This window comes from Methylobacterium durans, assembly GCF_003173715.1.
Lineage (GTDB): Bacteria > Pseudomonadota > Alphaproteobacteria > Rhizobiales > Beijerinckiaceae > Methylobacterium > Methylobacterium durans.
On the sequence record NZ_CP029550.1, the window covers coordinates 5643768 to 5658706 of the forward strand.

19 protein-coding genes and 1 pseudogene are annotated in these 14939 nt (G+C 62.5%); 11 read left to right on the top strand and 9 right to left on the bottom strand.

The genetic code is table 11. The features are described 5' to 3' along the window. Nucleotides 1-357: 357 nt before the first annotated feature. Nucleotides 358-912: a recombinase family protein gene (locus DK389_RS26240; RefSeq protein ID WP_109894105.1), complete on the top strand. Its 555-nt coding sequence runs from the start codon at nucleotides 358-360 to the stop codon at nucleotides 910-912. Between the two features lie 303 nt (nucleotides 913-1215). Beyond that, nucleotides 1216-1674 carry a hypothetical protein gene (locus DK389_RS26245; RefSeq protein WP_109894107.1) on the top strand — a complete coding sequence of 153 codons (459 nt, stop codon included), beginning with the start codon at nucleotides 1216-1218 and terminating at the stop codon, nucleotides 1672-1674. A 422-nt stretch (nucleotides 1675-2096) separates the two neighbouring features. Here DK389_RS26245 and DK389_RS26250 read toward each other — a convergent pair whose 3' ends face one another. Further along, nucleotides 2097-3395: a coiled-coil domain-containing protein gene (locus DK389_RS26250; protein ID WP_109894109.1), complete on the bottom strand. Its 1299-nt coding sequence runs from the start codon at nucleotides 3393-3395 to the stop codon at nucleotides 2097-2099. A gap of 172 nt (nucleotides 3396-3567) precedes the next feature. On the opposite strand from DK389_RS26250, the gene DK389_RS26255 reads away from it, so the two are divergent. From DK389_RS26255 to DK389_RS35785, 4 genes are all read left to right on the top strand, one after another. Next, nucleotides 3568-4698, top strand: a complete 1131-nt coding sequence (locus DK389_RS26255; protein ID WP_109894111.1) for a hemerythrin domain-containing protein — start codon at nucleotides 3568-3570, stop codon at nucleotides 4696-4698. Between the two features lie 90 nt (nucleotides 4699-4788). Then, complete coding sequence (locus DK389_RS26260; protein ID WP_109894113.1) at nucleotides 4789-5058, top strand: hypothetical protein; 270 nt, start codon at nucleotides 4789-4791, stop codon at nucleotides 5056-5058. Nucleotides 5059-5402: 344 nt separating this feature from the next. Further along, the gene (locus DK389_RS32955) at nucleotides 5403-5636 is read left to right on the top strand and encodes a hypothetical protein (protein WP_162560873.1); all 234 of its coding nucleotides are present in this window, start codon (nucleotides 5403-5405) and stop codon (nucleotides 5634-5636) included. A 120-nt stretch (nucleotides 5637-5756) separates the two neighbouring features. After that, complete coding sequence (locus DK389_RS35785; RefSeq protein ID WP_418291975.1) at nucleotides 5757-6056, top strand: DUF6894 family protein; 300 nt, start codon at nucleotides 5757-5759, stop codon at nucleotides 6054-6056. A 76-nt stretch (nucleotides 6057-6132) separates the two neighbouring features. Here DK389_RS35785 and DK389_RS26270 read toward each other — a convergent pair whose 3' ends face one another. Then, nucleotides 6133-6495 carry a hypothetical protein gene (locus DK389_RS26270; protein ID WP_236960362.1) on the bottom strand — a complete coding sequence of 121 codons (363 nt, stop codon included), beginning with the start codon at nucleotides 6493-6495 and terminating at the stop codon, nucleotides 6133-6135. A 379-nt stretch (nucleotides 6496-6874) separates the two neighbouring features. On the opposite strand from DK389_RS26270, the gene DK389_RS34580 reads away from it, so the two are divergent. Then, nucleotides 6875-7150, top strand: a complete 276-nt coding sequence (locus DK389_RS34580) for a hypothetical protein (RefSeq protein WP_109894117.1) — start codon at nucleotides 6875-6877, stop codon at nucleotides 7148-7150. Between the two features lie 441 nt (nucleotides 7151-7591). Next, entirely contained in the window at nucleotides 7592-8203 is a 612-nt protein-coding gene (locus DK389_RS26280) for a plasmid pRiA4b ORF-3 family protein (RefSeq protein WP_109894119.1), read from the top strand. A gap of 68 nt (nucleotides 8204-8271) precedes the next feature. Here DK389_RS26280 and DK389_RS26285 read toward each other — a convergent pair whose 3' ends face one another. Together DK389_RS26285 and DK389_RS26290 are read right to left on the bottom strand one after the other, a co-directional pair. Next, complete coding sequence (locus DK389_RS26285) at nucleotides 8272-8853, bottom strand: site-specific integrase (RefSeq protein WP_109894121.1); 582 nt, start codon at nucleotides 8851-8853, stop codon at nucleotides 8272-8274. Continuing rightward, nucleotides 8850-9910 (bottom strand): IS630 family transposase gene (locus DK389_RS26290; protein ID WP_109894123.1). Its coding sequence is split into 2 segments (ribosomal slippage): nucleotides 8850-9406 and nucleotides 9406-9910, totalling 1062 coding nucleotides; the frame shifts between segments, so codons are not numbered across the junction. Before DK389_RS26290 ends, DK389_RS26285 begins: the two co-directional genes overlap by 4 nt. A gap of 678 nt (nucleotides 9911-10588) precedes the next feature. On the opposite strand from DK389_RS26290, the pseudogene DK389_RS32960 reads away from it, so the two are divergent. Next, nucleotides 10589-10714, top strand: a pseudogene (locus DK389_RS32960) (hypothetical protein); the annotation flags it as partial. Nucleotides 10715-10829: 115 nt separating this feature from the next. On the opposite strand, the gene DK389_RS26300 reads toward DK389_RS32960, so the two are convergent. Beyond that, a complete protein-coding gene (locus tag DK389_RS26300) occupies nucleotides 10830-11030 on the bottom strand; it encodes a hypothetical protein (protein WP_109894127.1) in 201 nt (66 codons plus the stop codon). A gap of 18 nt (nucleotides 11031-11048) precedes the next feature. Beyond that, entirely contained in the window at nucleotides 11049-11294 is a 246-nt protein-coding gene (locus DK389_RS26305) for a hypothetical protein (protein WP_162560874.1), read from the bottom strand. 51 nt (nucleotides 11295-11345) lie between these two features. On the opposite strand from DK389_RS26305, the gene DK389_RS26310 reads away from it, so the two are divergent. Further along, nucleotides 11346-11579, top strand: coding sequence for a hypothetical protein (locus DK389_RS26310; RefSeq protein WP_109894131.1), 234 nt, complete (start codon nucleotides 11346-11348; stop codon nucleotides 11577-11579). 398 nt (nucleotides 11580-11977) lie between these two features. Here the strand turns inward: DK389_RS26310 and DK389_RS26315 are convergent, their stop codons facing one another. The 3 genes from DK389_RS26315 to DK389_RS26325 form a co-directional block, all read right to left on the bottom strand. After that, entirely contained in the window at nucleotides 11978-12196 is a 219-nt protein-coding gene (locus DK389_RS26315; protein WP_109894133.1) for a DUF6894 family protein, read from the bottom strand. A 652-nt stretch (nucleotides 12197-12848) separates the two neighbouring features. Beyond that, the gene (locus DK389_RS26320) at nucleotides 12849-13628 is read right to left on the bottom strand and encodes a class I SAM-dependent methyltransferase (RefSeq protein ID WP_109896854.1); all 780 of its coding nucleotides are present in this window, start codon (nucleotides 13626-13628) and stop codon (nucleotides 12849-12851) included. 6 nt (nucleotides 13629-13634) lie between these two features. Next, the gene (locus DK389_RS26325) at nucleotides 13635-14453 is read right to left on the bottom strand and encodes a 2OG-Fe(II)-dependent halogenase WelO5 family protein (RefSeq protein ID WP_109894135.1); all 819 of its coding nucleotides are present in this window, start codon (nucleotides 14451-14453) and stop codon (nucleotides 13635-13637) included. A 225-nt stretch (nucleotides 14454-14678) separates the two neighbouring features. Between DK389_RS26325 and DK389_RS26330 the strand changes: the two genes are divergently transcribed. After that, on the top strand, nucleotides 14679-14930 hold the full coding sequence (locus DK389_RS26330) for a hypothetical protein (RefSeq protein WP_109894137.1): 252 nt from the start codon (nucleotides 14679-14681) through the stop codon (nucleotides 14928-14930). Nucleotides 14931-14939: the final 9 nt, after the last annotated feature.

Below are 14939 nucleotides of genomic sequence, written 5' to 3' on the forward strand. Positions count from 1 at the left end.
GCCTATGGATTACAGAAGCGTTTTGCTTTTGATCAAGAGTGCAAGGACTATTAGTCCTCTGACAATGGCTCTTAAGCCTCTGGCCCAACACACTCAGGCTGGCTGAAAAAAATTTGCTGAGGAGGAGTTGGGGAGGACTAAGGCATCTGTCCTGGGCGGCCGTCACTCCTGCTGAAGCCTTGAGCGCCTAGGCCGCATAGTGAGCAACATCCGGGGACGTCCATTAGGCCCTGCCTGTGTGAGACACGCTTCACGCCCAACCTTCGCCGTCCAATAGAATGGTGTTGACGTTTCGGACGTGTCGTCTCACAGTGTCTTTGACATCATCGGACACTTCAGGGGCCTTCGGTAGGGCACATGCTCATTGGCTACGCGCGCACATCGACCTTGGAGCAGGAAGCGGGCCTGGAGGCTCAGATAAGAGACCTCAGAGCTGTGGGATGCGAGAAGCTGTTCTCGGAGCAGACCTCCAGCATTGGGCCACGTAACGCCCTTGAGACCGCAGTGGAGTTCACGCGTGAGGGCGATACGCTGGTGGTGACGAAGCTGGACCGCTTGGCCCGCTCAGTGACCCACATGGGGACCATCATCGCTGCCCTGGCGGCAAAGGGAGTGGCCCTTCGCATCCTCAACCTGGGCGTGGACACCGCGACACCCACAGGCAAGCTCATCCTGACCGTTATGGGCGGAATCGCTGAGTTCGAGCGGGAGATGATGCTGGAGCGGCAGAGGGAGGGTATCGCCAAGGCCAAGGCAGAGGGTGCCTACAAGGGCCGCAAACCGACTGCGCGGGCCAAGAGCGCCGATGTGCTGGCTCTTCATGGGCAGGGAAAGAGCCCCACCGAGATAGCCAAGGCTCTCGGGATTGGCCGGGCGAGTGTCTACCGCATCATCGAAGCTCAAGCGGCGTAGGACTTGGAGACGCGATCATGCTCGCCATCCTCTCACTCCTAGCTGCCCTTGCAGTTATGACCTTCAGCCAGAAGGCTTTTGGCGGTCCCTTCGCGTTCGTTGGGGTCGCGTATGTGAGCTTCTGTCTTTGGCTCTGCGGTGCCATCGTGCTTCGTGCCCTCGGGCTGTCCTAAGGAAGCTTCGGCAACAGCCTTGGCCTGTCCACAGAAGCCTCAGGACTGGCACGATTGCTCCCATTGCGGCGAAGCCCTGTGCGCTGCCACAGGGGGCTCAGGAGCCACCTATGGGCATCCCTGAGGCCACATGCGCATCTCTGCCACTCTGACCATCATCGGCACCTTCCTGGCCCTTGTTGGTGCGCCTGCTTCGGCCTCCACCATGTCTGCCGTCTGTAAGGACGTCCAAGGCCTTAGGGTCGATGACACAGGCGAAAAGCTAGAGTTGGACCAGGACCGCCTTGTCGACGTGTCCTGGGCCTACACGGGCGACGAAAAGACGAACCAGGGCGCGCTCATCCTCCAGAGTTCCAAGATGGCTGGCGGGCAGCCTTCGGTGGAGAAGGCCCTTGTTCAGCGGATGGCGTCTGGCCACTGGAGCTTTGTGAGCATCCTAGGGGATGCCGTGTGGGTCCATTCGATCTACCCGGCTACTGGGCGGCTGCTGGTGACCCAGAGCACCAGCGGTGCAACCGGGGCTCTCTCGGGCAAGATGATGGCTGGCAAATGCAAGGTGACGATGAGGCAGGCTGGGCTGGTGACCTAAACGAAGACCCAATGTCGCGGGTCTTGCCTCTCGCTTTGTCTATGTCTATGCCGGGGTTGAGCCTGAGTCTGCACTGAGGCAGCGCTTCGAGAGATGAATACAGGCTGCCTGCGGCGGAGAGTGGATTGGCGTTGATCGGAGTCCTAGGGTCCCATCACGCTCTTTCTGGGTCGGAGCCCCACCCCCACCACTTTCAAATTTCGGCTAAAGCCTCGCGTTGTTGTTCAGCCTTCGAGCGTGTTGTGGTACTCACAGAAATCTTAGGTCGGTACAATTGTAATGGTGTCTTGATAAGAGCGAAACATCGAGCATTGTTTGGACGGATGCACGCTCGGAAGCGCGACGACAGAGTGGGATAGTTGGTGCGGTGCCAAACGCTCATTAGGGCGCGGTTCTCGACGAGTCGCTTAACACTCTGGCACTTACTTCAGCACCTCGGCTGGCTTCGGCGCAGGTGCTGCCGGCCCCCGTTGCGCGGGTTGCGGTGAGGTGGGCTGATCCGAGAGCTGCTGGCGGGTGTCAGCAAGCTTGCTCTGCGCATCCGCAAGTTCCTGACGCGTTGACTTCAGGCGCTCCTCAAGGGCTGCCAGTTCCTTGTTTCGCGAGGCCATGCCGTCATTGAGCGTTGCGAGTTGTGCCTGCGCCTCGGCTTGCCGCTTCTGGAGCGCCTCTAGCTCAGATGCTTGACGCTGGCGGTCGTCGCCCAGCTTCCTGATGCTCTGCTCAGTCTGACCGCGTTCAGTACTGAGGCGGTCGCGCTCTGCCTGCACACCGGCTACCTCCTTCTGCGCTGATGCGAGCCTTTCCTGGGCCTGCTGAATTTGCTGCTCGCGCTGCTTCAGGTCAGCGGTTCGCGCTGCAAGCTCTTGGCCGATCGCGGTGAGATCGTTACGCAGCTTCGTTTCCTGCTGGCGGACCTCTCCGAACTGGTCGCGTGCTTTCTGCGTCTGCTGCTCAGCCTGCCTACTCTCAGCGGACAGCCTTTCCCGATTGGCCGTAAGGACGGTGATGGCCTGCTGAAGCTCGGTCCGCTGTTGCGACAGCCGCTCAGCTTCCGCACGCGCTCCGGTAAGGTCCCGCTGTGCCGCTTCCATCGCGGAGCGAGCCTGCCGTTGGTGCTGTTCGGCTTCTGAGATCGAAGCTCGCTTCGTTGCCGCTTCTTGTGAGAGGACCGCGATTTCGTTGCGGAGCTTGGCTTCCTGCTGACGGGCTTCCTCCAGCCGACGTCCACCCTCCGCTAAATCCTGCGTATGCGTCTTGGCCGTTTGCTCTGCGAGCGAGGCAGCGGCTTGGATGGTCTTCAGATTCTGCTCTGCCTGCTGCTGCTGCTTCTGCAAGTCGGCCAACCGCTGGGTTTGTCCGGCGGTTGTTTGCTCAATCTCAGCACTCTTTCGCTCGGCCTCTGTCCGCTGCTCCTCAAGGCTTGCGATTTGCGCCCGCGTCAGTGCGAGTGTCTGGTTGGCATCCTGGATGCGCCGCTCTCCGGTGACGATGCGGGTCTGTAACTCCGTCGCTGTGCCGGCCAGCGATTTGAGGCGGTCAAAGTCAGCCTGAATGGCTGCCTGTACTCCGAGGAGACCAGCAACCTGATCCTGATGCCGCCGCAGGTCCTCAGATCGAACGACGGCCAGCACGATTGTGGTGAGGAGAAGCAGCCCAGCGATAGCCGCAAGCGTCAGCGTAACCGGCCGGCGGAGTTCTGACCGAACGTCGAGTGCCATGGATTTTCTCGCAAGATGGCAGGGGAGCCTTGATTAACGCGATGCAGTGGTCGGAAGCTCCGCGTTTAGGCACATCCTTCAGCACGCTTAAGGGACCGGCCTGTTGCAATGCGGGGTGCCGGAACGCTGACCGGTCGCGGAGGTTGGGAGGTACTACTTACAGGAGCGAAGCGTGGACCTTTGGCGATTTATCGAGCGAGATCACGAGAACATCTCGCAGCTCATCCGAGACATTCCCTATGCGCTGAACGGTCCCGGGGTGGTCCGGAGCAGAGAGCGCCTTCTCAGCGACCTCATCGGTGAGCTTGAGGCCCACTCTAAGGCGCTGGAGGCCAGCCTCTATGCGCCCCTGCGCCAACACGAGAAGACCGCCAAGCTCGTCACGGACCTGCATCGTGAACACGGCGCGTTCATGAAGCAGCTCGGTGCCCTAGCGAAATATCGGCGCAAAGGCTCAGAGGGCTGGCTCAACGCTTTTGAGGACGCGACCTTCCTGGTTGACCAGCACCTGCACAGGCACGCGCACGAGTTGGTCCCGCCTGCCCGGGCCCTACTCTCCTCTGAGGAGATCGAGGCTGCCACGCGGGCCTATGTGCGGGCGAAGGTGAAGGTGCTGAAAGCTCGTAGGGGTGTGCTGGGTAGGCTCGGCGCTGAGGAGGTTGCTCTGATCGCAACTGTCGGCGCGGTCGCTGCGGGTTTGGGCTTCCTCGCTTGGCGCACTGGGCTGCTACGAGGGGTTGATCTGCCCGGCCTTGGCATCCGTGGTGCCGGCAGGCAGGGGCATGCGGCCTCCGCTAGAAACCCTCAGCGGCACCTCGATGACAACCCCTTCTCAGCCATGTTCCTGCGGATGTCTGCTGAGGAGGCCCAACAGCAGGAAGCCACCGGCGGCGGCACACTCTGCACGTTCGATCTGAAGGGCCGTTCCTTGCGGCGGGACGTTCTGCCGGTCCTTGAGGAGGCGAACCGTGGATGGCTGGAGCACGGCTATCAGGTTTACCTTGAAGACAAGACGCTGACGAAAAGCCGCGACCGCGAGGCAGACCGTCCAGCGCTTGCGTTCCAGATTGCCAAAGCAACGCTGCCGCGCGATCTCGTTGCTGCTCAGACCTTTGGGTTCTCCTTCGAGGCCGACAAGGGCAGCCGCAATGTGAGCTTCGCCGTTCACGATCCTCATTCGAGCGAAGGTGCTCAATGGTCTGGTCCGCAGCTTGGCGCTTCGGAAGGAAGTGAACTCACGTCTGACCAACTACAACAGGTGCTGGGATACGCACTACGCTTGGCTCTTTCCAAGCCTGTGTGATTAAGGCCGGCCTGTGAGCTGCAATAGGATCGGAAACCGTAGCGGCCTAGCAGCGTTAGAGCGGGACGTTCGTTTGTAGGAGTAACATCGATGATGAAGACGCTTGCTACTGCTGCTGCGCTCTCTTTCGCGCTGTCCGGCGCTGCCCTTGCTCAGACCACTGGCGGCGGCTCTGCGGAGAAGAACCTCAACAACCCTGGCAGCGTGAAGAGCAACGCTGAGAAGGGTATGCCGAGCCGTGACGTGCCGACTACCCTGGGCACTGCTCCTGGAGCGGCTACAGCCCCAGCCGGCAGCACCGAGCGCAACCTGAACAACCCGGGTAGCGTGAAGAGCGACGCTGAGAAGGCTGGGCGCTGATGCTCTAGCGAGCGAATCAGGCTGCCTTGAGTTTCGAAACTTCGCATCGCACCACGAGTTATTGCAGTGCGGTGCCTTGTCGTGTCCCCCCTTCGCTGGGCACCGCGTCCCTGCTTATGGGCAGGCGTTTCCTCCCAAGACTTCGGGCCGTCCTTCGGGGCGGTCCTTTTTGTTTGGTAAGCTTCCTAGCTGCCAGCCTCTCGATCTAATCCGATTCAGCCGGGGTTCAGGTCGCCCGAGCCCTACTCCGTTGCCGTAGAAGGGTTTATTATCGCCAAGCACTGAACGGCATCCTCATCGGAAAGCCACGGTGTAGCGGCGCTCGCCTAGGATGAGGTGAGGAGATGTTGGCAGATACACCGGACGACACGATCCAGCCCGAGGAACATCTGCTTCATCGCTATCGTGCCTTTGTCCTCGATGCAGACGGTAGGGTCCTGCGCTCCGATCCGATTGCAGCACAGGACGATGAAGCTGCCCTCAATCTTGCCAGCGCCAGGGTAGGCAGCCATTCGGTCGAACTCTGGGATGGGATGCGCTTCATCGAGCACCTCGATCCACACGGCCCTACCAAATAGGTCAGCGCGCCACGGAACGATTGCTGGATGTTAGCTTTTGCTCTCTACCGGCTTTGGTGGGAGCTTAAGCAGTGTCGCGCGAAGCCTCAAGCCAAGCCATTGTTTTGGTAGCGTAAGGCCGTGACGCGCTTCTTCTTTGACCTGCATAGCGATAGCTTGTCCGCATGGGACGATGAGGGTCGAGAGTGCAGTGACGCTGACGAGATACTGCGCCACGCACTAAGGATGCTGGATGATCTGCCTGAGGCCCCGACCCATGGAAGCAGCCCCGCCGTCGTTTCCGTCCACGATGTTAGCGGACAGGTAGTGCTGACTGCGACCCTCAAGCCGAACTCGGAGCCGAACCTGAGGTGGACAAAGGAAGGACCTTCTGAGGGTGTGTCCACTGTGCCATTACCTCCCAAGTCTTCAGCGCTTTAGCGGCTCCCCTTTGGACACCCCGCTCTGTGTGGTTTGGTTGACGGCCAGTTAAGCCGGTTCCGAGCCGAGTGCTCAGCTATTTCGACTGGCGCTCAACCAAGGTCATGACCTCGATCTCAGCCGCAACGTCTACGAGGTAAGACGTGATGCGCTGCCCAGCGGCTGAGTCTCGGCACTCGACACGAAGCACCACGTTGAGTCCTGTTCCTTCAAGTCTGCGCAAGATGGTGTCAGCAGCATTGGCAGCCGAGCGTTCGGTGGACCCAGTGATACGGACTTGGTGGACGCCGGAAGCAATCACGATGGTGCAGAACGGCTCGGCCATCTCACGCAACGCTGCAAGCCGCTGCCGGTTCATGTCGAGTGCACACGCCGGAACTGCTTCCAGAAACAGAACAGGCTCGCCTTGCGACGAGCCTGCCTGACAACCTGAGCCCATGGAACTCCCCCAACTTCCTCAAGTTGACAGAAGGCAACTCCGGTATTGGCGTTCCGGAATTGCAAAGCTCCTTGGGCGTTTCCTCCCTAGACTTCGGGCCGTCCCTTGGGGCGGTCTTTTTTCTGGGCTGTTGCTACAGGTTAACTCGCGATCATGCAATTGGTTCTCAGGGCTGGCTCGCGGATGGTGTCAATGTGAGCGCCAACGTAAAGCGCTTTGGAAGTATGCCGGCGAATCCAGCCGCTTCAGCAAGCCACGCTTAACCAGAGCGATTTTCACTCGTCGGAAGCTTCGCAATATGGCTCCAAGCGAGCGGCTGGGAACTTGGGGCAATCCCGAGTCTGGCCTCAACGAACAGCACTGGTGGCGAGGTACGGGCATGGCGCTGACAGGACGGTTCTGGTTCCGCAAGACGTGGACAGGCAAACTGGTTCTCCTGGTAGAGGAGAAAAAGCCACGCTGGTTCCGCAAGGGTGCCTTCAGGCTACGGTGGCGAGATGCGATGCTCCTCGATCTGGCCGAGAACGAGATGCGCCCACTGATGGAGCTTGAGCGTTCTCACCGGTCGGACTACGGGGCGCGACGCTCTCCCAGCCTACATGCTGTCACATCGGTGAAGCCTGAACCTTCGGGAGCAAGCAAGACAGCAGCCTAGAACGAGGGCACCTTTGGAGGTTGGGCATCAAAGGTTCCTGGCCAACCGAAGGTTTCCGCGCTACTCGTGCTTCGGTTCAAAGTGCTCGATAAAGCGCACTCCGTCCCACAGTTCGGCAGCATGCCCATCAACGAATGCACGAGCCTGCATCATCGCCTCATCGTCACCGGACGCTGTTAGATGCTCGGTCAGGATGATGTGACCGGAGTCGTCCAGTAGTGTCACTCGGTATCGGGCAGTAGACCTACCGCCTGATGTTTGCTGCCCTCCCTGATTTGCCATTCGGCGCCTCCCCCTGCTTTGCCAGCAACAAGCTGAGGAGTGTGCCGCCTGCATCAAGCGGGGCATTAACCTGCATCATAGCTGCACTCGGGCAGCCCTGTGAAAGGGCATCGAAGCAACCCGCTAACTTCCGGAACCCAGATCGGCTACCTTCACGGCATGAGCTATGTGGACCGCATCGCCCGCTTGCGCATCGTGCTGGATGACACAGAGCCGACCATCTGGCGCACGGTGGAGGTGCCGCTCACGATCAGTCTCAACGGCCTGCACGAGGTCATCCAAGCGGCAATGCCGTTTGAGAACTACCACCTATTCGACTTCCGGATCGGTGACCGGCGCTTTGCCATCCCAGACCCTGAGTTCGACGGGCGGGAGACCCGCAGTGCCAAGGTAGCGAAGCTTGGGGCGGTGCTAGAGAATGGGATCAAGCAGTTCGCGTACACCTATGACTTTGGCGACAACTGGCAGCACACCATCACGGTCGAAGAAGTTTTCGACGCCGACCCAGCCACAGAGTACCCGCGGTTCCTAGAAGGTGAGCGGCGAGCGCCGCCTGAGGATGTGGGCGGCACGTTCGGCTTCGATGAGTTCCTAGAGATTCTCTCCAAGCCCCGCCACCGCGAACGCAAGAGCCTGCTGGAGTGGTGCGGTGGGTCCTTCGAGCCTGCGGTGGTGGATACCGAGGCCATTCAGGCGCAGATGAGCAAGCTGGCGCGGCGCAGGACGATAGGTAAGGCGGGATTCGCAAAGAGTCGCTTGCCACCCCACTGACTACCAAGAGCAAACTCCTGGGCATCTGTTGGCACCTAAGCCGGTGAGAAAGCCCAGGAGAATCCTCGTTAGCGGATGGGCTGTTCCGGCCGCTTCTTCGCTGTCTGAGCCAGCTTCTCGGCGAGCGCTTCCGGCCTCAAATGTGTGTAGCGCATCAGCATCCGCGTATCTCTGTGCCCGCTGATAAGGGCCACCTCCGGAATGCTCAGGCCCATCTCAAAGAACCGTGAGACGGCCTCGTGTCTGAGGTCGTGGTAGCGGAAGTCGGGCAGGGGAGCCCGCATCATGATCCTGCGCCATGCCATTTTCACGGCATCCTCGGTGGTGGGGAACACCAAGGCATCCGCTGGAGCAACAGCAGGCCTACGCTGACTGAGGATAGCCAGCGCTCTCCCGGTGAGGGGGATCGTTCTTTCGTGGCCGTTCTTGGTTCGAGGGATGTGCAGGGTCCTCCTTGTGAGGTTGATATCGCCCCACCGGACGCCCAGCACCTCGCCGCGCCTCATGGCCGTCTCTAGGCCAAACTCCACCATGTAGAGGACGTGAGGGTTCCGAGAGCGGCGGCAGGCTTCCCGAAGCTGTTCCCATTCGCCGGGCTCTAAGCGCCTTGAACGCGCATCAGACACCTTATACCAATCGGTGGTGATCATAACTGATAGGCCCAGTCACGCAGGCCGATGGACATGATCTTCCAAGGCTGGTCGATGAACCGGTTCCAGACCTGACAGCACTGCTCGACAATGTCCTCGTAGGACGAGAAGACGCGGTCGCCGAGCCAGTTGTCGCGCAGGAACTGCCAGACATTCTCGACCGGGTTGAGTTCCGGGGCGCAGGCTGGCAGCGGCAGCAGGGTGATGTTGGCGGGCACGACGAGGTCGTGGGCGACGTGCCAGCCCGCCCCATCGAGGATCAGCACGGCGTGGGCGCCTTCCTCGACGCTGCAGCTGATCTCCCTGAGGTGCTCGTTCATCGCCGCGGTATCGCATCTCGGCATGATGAGGCCGGCACCCTTGCCCTTCTCGGGACAGATCGCTCCGAAGATGTAGGCGTGGGCCGTGCGTTGGTCCTTGGGCGCCGAGGGCCGGCTGCCGCGGCGCGCCCAGCGGCGGGGCAGCGTGTTCTTCTGGCCGACCCGAGCCTCGTCTGACCACCACACCTCGATGGCCGCGCCAGCCGGCAGCCGGGTTCGGATCGCCCTCACCTCGGCGGGCAAGTTTTTTTGAAGGCTGCCAGTGCGGCCGGGTCCTGCTCATGATGGCGCGGGCGTGCCGACAGCTTGCGGAAGCCGAGTTGTTTCACCGTGCGGCCCACCGTGCTCTCGTCCAGGCTCACGCCGAAGCTGGCGTAGATCCAGGCGGCGAGATCCTTCAGCCGCCAGCGCACCACGCCGTGTCGATCCGGGTCCGGCCCGCTCTCGACGATCTGCGCCAGCGCTTGACGCTGCGCATCGCTCAACTTGGCTGGGTTGCCCGGGGCCTTGCGGTTGATCAGCCCGGCCGGGCCAGCTGCGTTGAAGGCGAGCACCCAATCGCGCACCGTCTGCAACCCTACCACCCCGATCCGAGCCGCATCCGTGCGGCTGCCGCCCTCGTAGATCTCGGCCAGCGCCAGCAGCCGGCGGCTCTGGCCCGCGTCTCGGCTGGCCTTGGCCAGACGTCGAAGATCGTCGGCGTTGAAATCCTCACGCAGAGCAACCGCAGCGGACATGGCAAACCCTCCCGGTTTGCCTCATCGAACCAGATCCGCCGCCGATACGAAACCTCGTGAGTCGCTATCACCGTCGACCGGTATTAGGCTTCCTCACCAACGAGAAGGGGTTCTCATGGATTGGGATACCCCAGGTGCGCCGAGCTACCTCAAAGGCATGCTGATAGATGGCGAGTTCTCGATTGATGCTGGCGGGCTTGATGGTTTTGAGTCGGGCGTCCCGGTGAGCCGCTACCCTGGCCACTGTGAGGGCGCTTAGGGGCACCTTGGAAAGTGCGTGCCTCAAGAGAACCCTGATCGCCATGGTCTCCCGAAAGGCGCCGCGCTTCGTGGGTGTGACCTCATCCCGATAGCGAATCAGGATGTCTCCCACAGTCAGGTCATCGAGCATCCTGAGGCCCACCGGGAGGCCCCTGCGGTCTGCCTCGGCTTCTATCTGTCTCGCCCAGGTCTGGGCATCGGCTTTGGTGGAGAATGAACGGGTGAGGGCAGAAGACCCTTTGCGGCGCACTTGAGCGTGCCACCGATCCCCGCGCTTTCTAAAGGTTGCCATTAGGCTGGTCTCACTGTGCCAAGAGTGTGCCAGCGAGTTCCAGACAGGCCTTTGGTGATCCTCAGTAGCTCAGATGTGTGATGAGACCCGAGGCCGCCATGTGCCTACGAGTGCTCAGCTTTTCGGTCGTGGCGATGACGCTGGAGACCACCGAAGAAGAGCTGATGCACACGGTCTTCCCGCACCCGACGCTCTCGGAGATGATGCACGAGAGCGTGCTCGACGCCTATGGCCGGGTGATCCACACCTGATCCGTGGGATTACCAAAGGCCTCGCCAGGACAAGCTGTTGTCGGCAGCCACTCAACATGCTGCCGAATGAGACCTGACGGTTCACCCTTCGGCCGGATTAGGTTCCTCGATCAGGTCACCACACGCATTTTCCGGAGGAGAGGACGGGCGGGATCTCATCCTCCGTGCTGAGGCGGGCAAGCGAGACGTGCCGGTTCGCTCGGTTGAGCGCGAAGACCAGCTTGCGGTCGGGGGATTGGCCGCAAGTCATCACCCCCTTGTCTTCCCCCGTCTTCCTGCATCTGTAGATGCCGGTATCGGCATCCTTCACGAACATCGTGTCGCCGTCGTCAATCTAGGCGGCGAATCGAATGGGTTGATGGCTGACGTTGGCAATCGTCTTCTTGGGAAACGGACGCGGCACCTTGGAATTCTTCGTGCAGAACGACCTGACCTCTTCGGCGAATGCGCTGTCCGTCCCGATCAGTACAGCCGCGAGCACGAACGCGATCCGTGTCGTGAAGCCTGCCCAAGCCTCCTGGCTGCCCTCAATGCGCGGCATTTGCCACAGGTTGCATCGGTAGCGCGAGGCGGGGAACACCTTCCCCGATCCCCCGGTTGCCGTCACCTACGGCAATCGACGGAGAGTATCATGAAGGCCATCACCACATTCGGGGCCGCGCTCGCCCTGACGCTTCTCGTGGGCGGCTCAGCGGCGGAAGCCAAGGGCTGCATCAAGGGCGCCGTCGTCGGCGGAGCGGCCGGCAGCATGGCAGGCCACGGCAAAATGGGGGCAGCCGCCGGTTGCGCCGTGGGTCACCACAGGGCCAACAAGAAGGATCAACAGCAGCAGGGTGGGTCTCAGGGCCAGGGGCAGGCTCGGTAATCGTCAGCGCAAGCGGAGCGAGGCTGCGACAGGCGCAGCCCGCCTCGCCCCGGGCCTCTGACCGGCGGCGGGACCGGGCCGGAACTGAGGGCTTCCATCGTAAGTTAAACTCGCGTGGCTTCACTCAACGGCAACGGTGCTCTCATGGAGACTGACGCTGCCTTCGTCGCTCGCCTGAAGACGCAAACTCGGCCTCCGACTTGGACAGAGGTTCGGCGCCTGCGCGACCTGTTGCTTCGGGTGGATTGGGACCAGATCTCAGACTGGGCCAGGGCAGGCGACACTTCTCGCGTCCACTGAACTGCGAAGCTTACAGCTTCCTGCTCTCAGTCAATCGCATCTCTCAGCTTCGACCTTCAAGACTGGTTCGACCACTGCTGACCTAAGTACCGGATCAACTACCAGACCGAAAAAGTCTTGCGGGCGGAGCCTTTCTCATCCCTGATGACCAGCTTCCAGCTTCCTTCCAAATCGTCAAGCTCACTGCCCGATCGTATTTCTCGTAGAGCTTCCAGCGCTTCGATGACAGCTTCGTTGATGTCGGCCGCCAAAACACCTTCCGTGTCAAGGAAAGTAGTATGGCCGTCCGTAAGATCGAAATAGAAGCGCTTTGCCATCCGATTATTCGGCCGAAACTCTCACCGTGATTTGCTCGAGAGTATATACGAGTACCACGTTTGACCAATCAGCATTGGCCTTTGTCAATCTGCAATTTGGTAGAGGCCGGTGCGCGCGGTGTGACTTTTTGGGGCTAGGTAGAGTTTGGCATTCGCTCTACAATAGGATTCCGCATCAGATGAGGTCCGGTTCTCCGTCCGGTCTCTGACTCTGATGCCGAGGCAGCGGCCCTGAGGTTTTCGTACCATGGTGTACGCGAGCGTGCCCGTCAGCAAGTTGAGTTCGGATGACGACCCGCGCAGGAAGACCGAGGTTCGGCTCCACGTGCGATACGTTGTGCGGAAGGTCGTCACGCACTTGGCAAGCCAGAAGCTCAATCGAAACCCATCATCCGATCAGCCGGAGAGGGGCTAGCGGGGCAGCCACGGCAGGGCCGGCGATGGGCCGGAACCGTCAGGTCCGACCGAGTCTCATGCGGAGGCAGCGTCTCGGCAAGCGTCTCCGGCCGCAGATGCGTGCACCGCATCAGCATACGATCCTCCCGTACCCGACGCTCTCGGAGATGCTGCACGGGCGCGCTCCACGCGTTCGGCCTGGTGATCCACGCCCGATCGGCGCGCGTTCCCGCACCGGCGAGCCGATGAGCGCGCCTCACGCGGCGAGGCGCAGGTAGAGATAGCGCAGGCGGCCGCTCCGTTGCAGGTCGCGCAGGATCGCGCCGCCGGTCCGGTCGGCGCGCTCGTCGGGCGCGATGGTGTGGTAGCTCGGCCCCGTATGTGCCGTGGCGTCGTGCACCGTCAGGGCGAATCCGGCCCGCGCCGCGTCGCGCCGGATCTCGGCGAGCGAGACCCACTTGGCGGGCCAGGGGCCGAGGTCGGCCTCAAGTCGATCGGAGAGCGCAGCGAGTCCGTCCGGCGGCGGCGTCAGGAGGATGTCGCTCATCACCAGGACCCCGCCGCGGCGCAGGACCCGGCGCGCCTCCGTCAGGAAGTCGAGGCGGCTTCGAAAATGGAACGCCGCCTCGACGCAGAGAAGCCGGTCGAAGATCGCCTCCGCGAAGGGAAGGCGACAGGCATCGGCGGCGATCCAGGTTGCATTCATCGGCGCGGCGTCGCGCCGGAGGCTGACCGCGAGCTGGCGCGCATCGACGTTGAGTCCGACGAGGGCGGCGGTGGGATGGCTCCGACGGAGCGCGCGCAGGGTTCCGCCGAAACCGCTGCCGACATCGAGCACGCGGTCGGTGGGCCCGACGTCCAGCATCGCGACGAGCCGCTCACTCAGGCGCGCCTGAGCCTCGGCGAAGCCCGCGCGCGCGCGCGACGGCGTCACCGCCTCCGGCTCGTCCCAATGCCCGAGATGGACATGGTCGATCTCCGCCCCCTGTGCGATGGCTGCCAGGAACGCGTCGAAATAGGCGGGGACCCGTGGCACCACCCCTCAGCCCCAGCAATAGACGCCGTCGCCGTCGCGCGAGGCCGCCATGAAGGAGCAGGCGGTCCATCTCCGGGCGGGGCCGCCCACGGGGGAGACGTGGTGCAGGAAGCGCCCGGATCTCAGCAGCACGATCGTGCCCGCCTCCACGTCGAAGGCGTGGCGGGCGAAGGCCGCGACGTCCGGCTTCGGCTGCGGCCGGTCACGGTTCTGGAAGCGGGCGGACCACGCATCCGCCTTCGCGTCGAAGACTTCGAGCATGCCGCCCCGCTCCGCCCGGGACAGCGTCAGCACGAAGGAGAAGATGTCGCCCTCGATCAGGGTCTCGAGATGCTCGTAGCTCGGCCGCGTCCGCTGCTCGTTGTCGAAATGCGGGGGGATGTAGCCGCCCTCGCGGTGCGAGCGGAGGGTCGTGATCATGTAGGGGCGGCCACCGAGGGGCCCGGGCGGCGCCCGGTAGGGGCGCCCGCCATCGATGGCCGAGAACAGCGCCATCACGCGCGCCTCGAAGCCCCCGTAGGGGGTCATCAGCGCAGCGAGGCTGCCGGAGAAATGCGGGACCATCCCGAAATACCCGTCGAGGCCCGGATCGGCGAGATTGAGATTCATCCCGTAGAAGGAGGAGCGGAATGGCGTTGGGAAGGACGTAGTCGGGAAATCCTGGGCGTTCCGCTCCAGATCAGCGACGATTGCGGCGCATTCGGCCGCGGTGAGCACGTTCCGGATGACGACGGCCTGCTCGTCGTCGGCGCGCAACCGACTCAGGGCATCGCCGTTCGACGCCGCCTCCGATGCATCGAATGCGCGTGTCCGCAGAAACGTCATGGCAGCCCCCACGGCCCCGGATGCCTGTCAGACATCGCGGCCCCGGTCCCCACCTAGTCCGAGTCCGCGGGCCACTCAACGGCGGCGGGTGCGGGACGAAGCGTCCCTGGCAGGACAAGCGGCGCGTTAGCGCACGTTCCGAGCCGGGCTGCGGAACCGCCGCCGCCAAGCTCCGTAATCTTGTGAGGCCCGCCCGATCGAAGCCCCGGGCCCGGAACGGCGACGATGCGCGCACGCGACACGGCCCTCACCGCCTTCGAGGCGACCGTCTCCGGCCTCGCCAAAGCGGCCGCGCACAACGAGCGCCTTGCGGGCGATTACGCACGCCTCGCAGCCTACATCGCCCGGGAGGGCCGTACCTCTGCGGCGGACCTTTTCGAGAGCCTGAGCCGCCACCACGCCATCCGGGCGCTCGAGGAGCGGGCCCGGCTCGGAGCCGTCCTTCACGAGCGGAACGGGCTGGACGGCGAAGACTGAGTTTCCGTC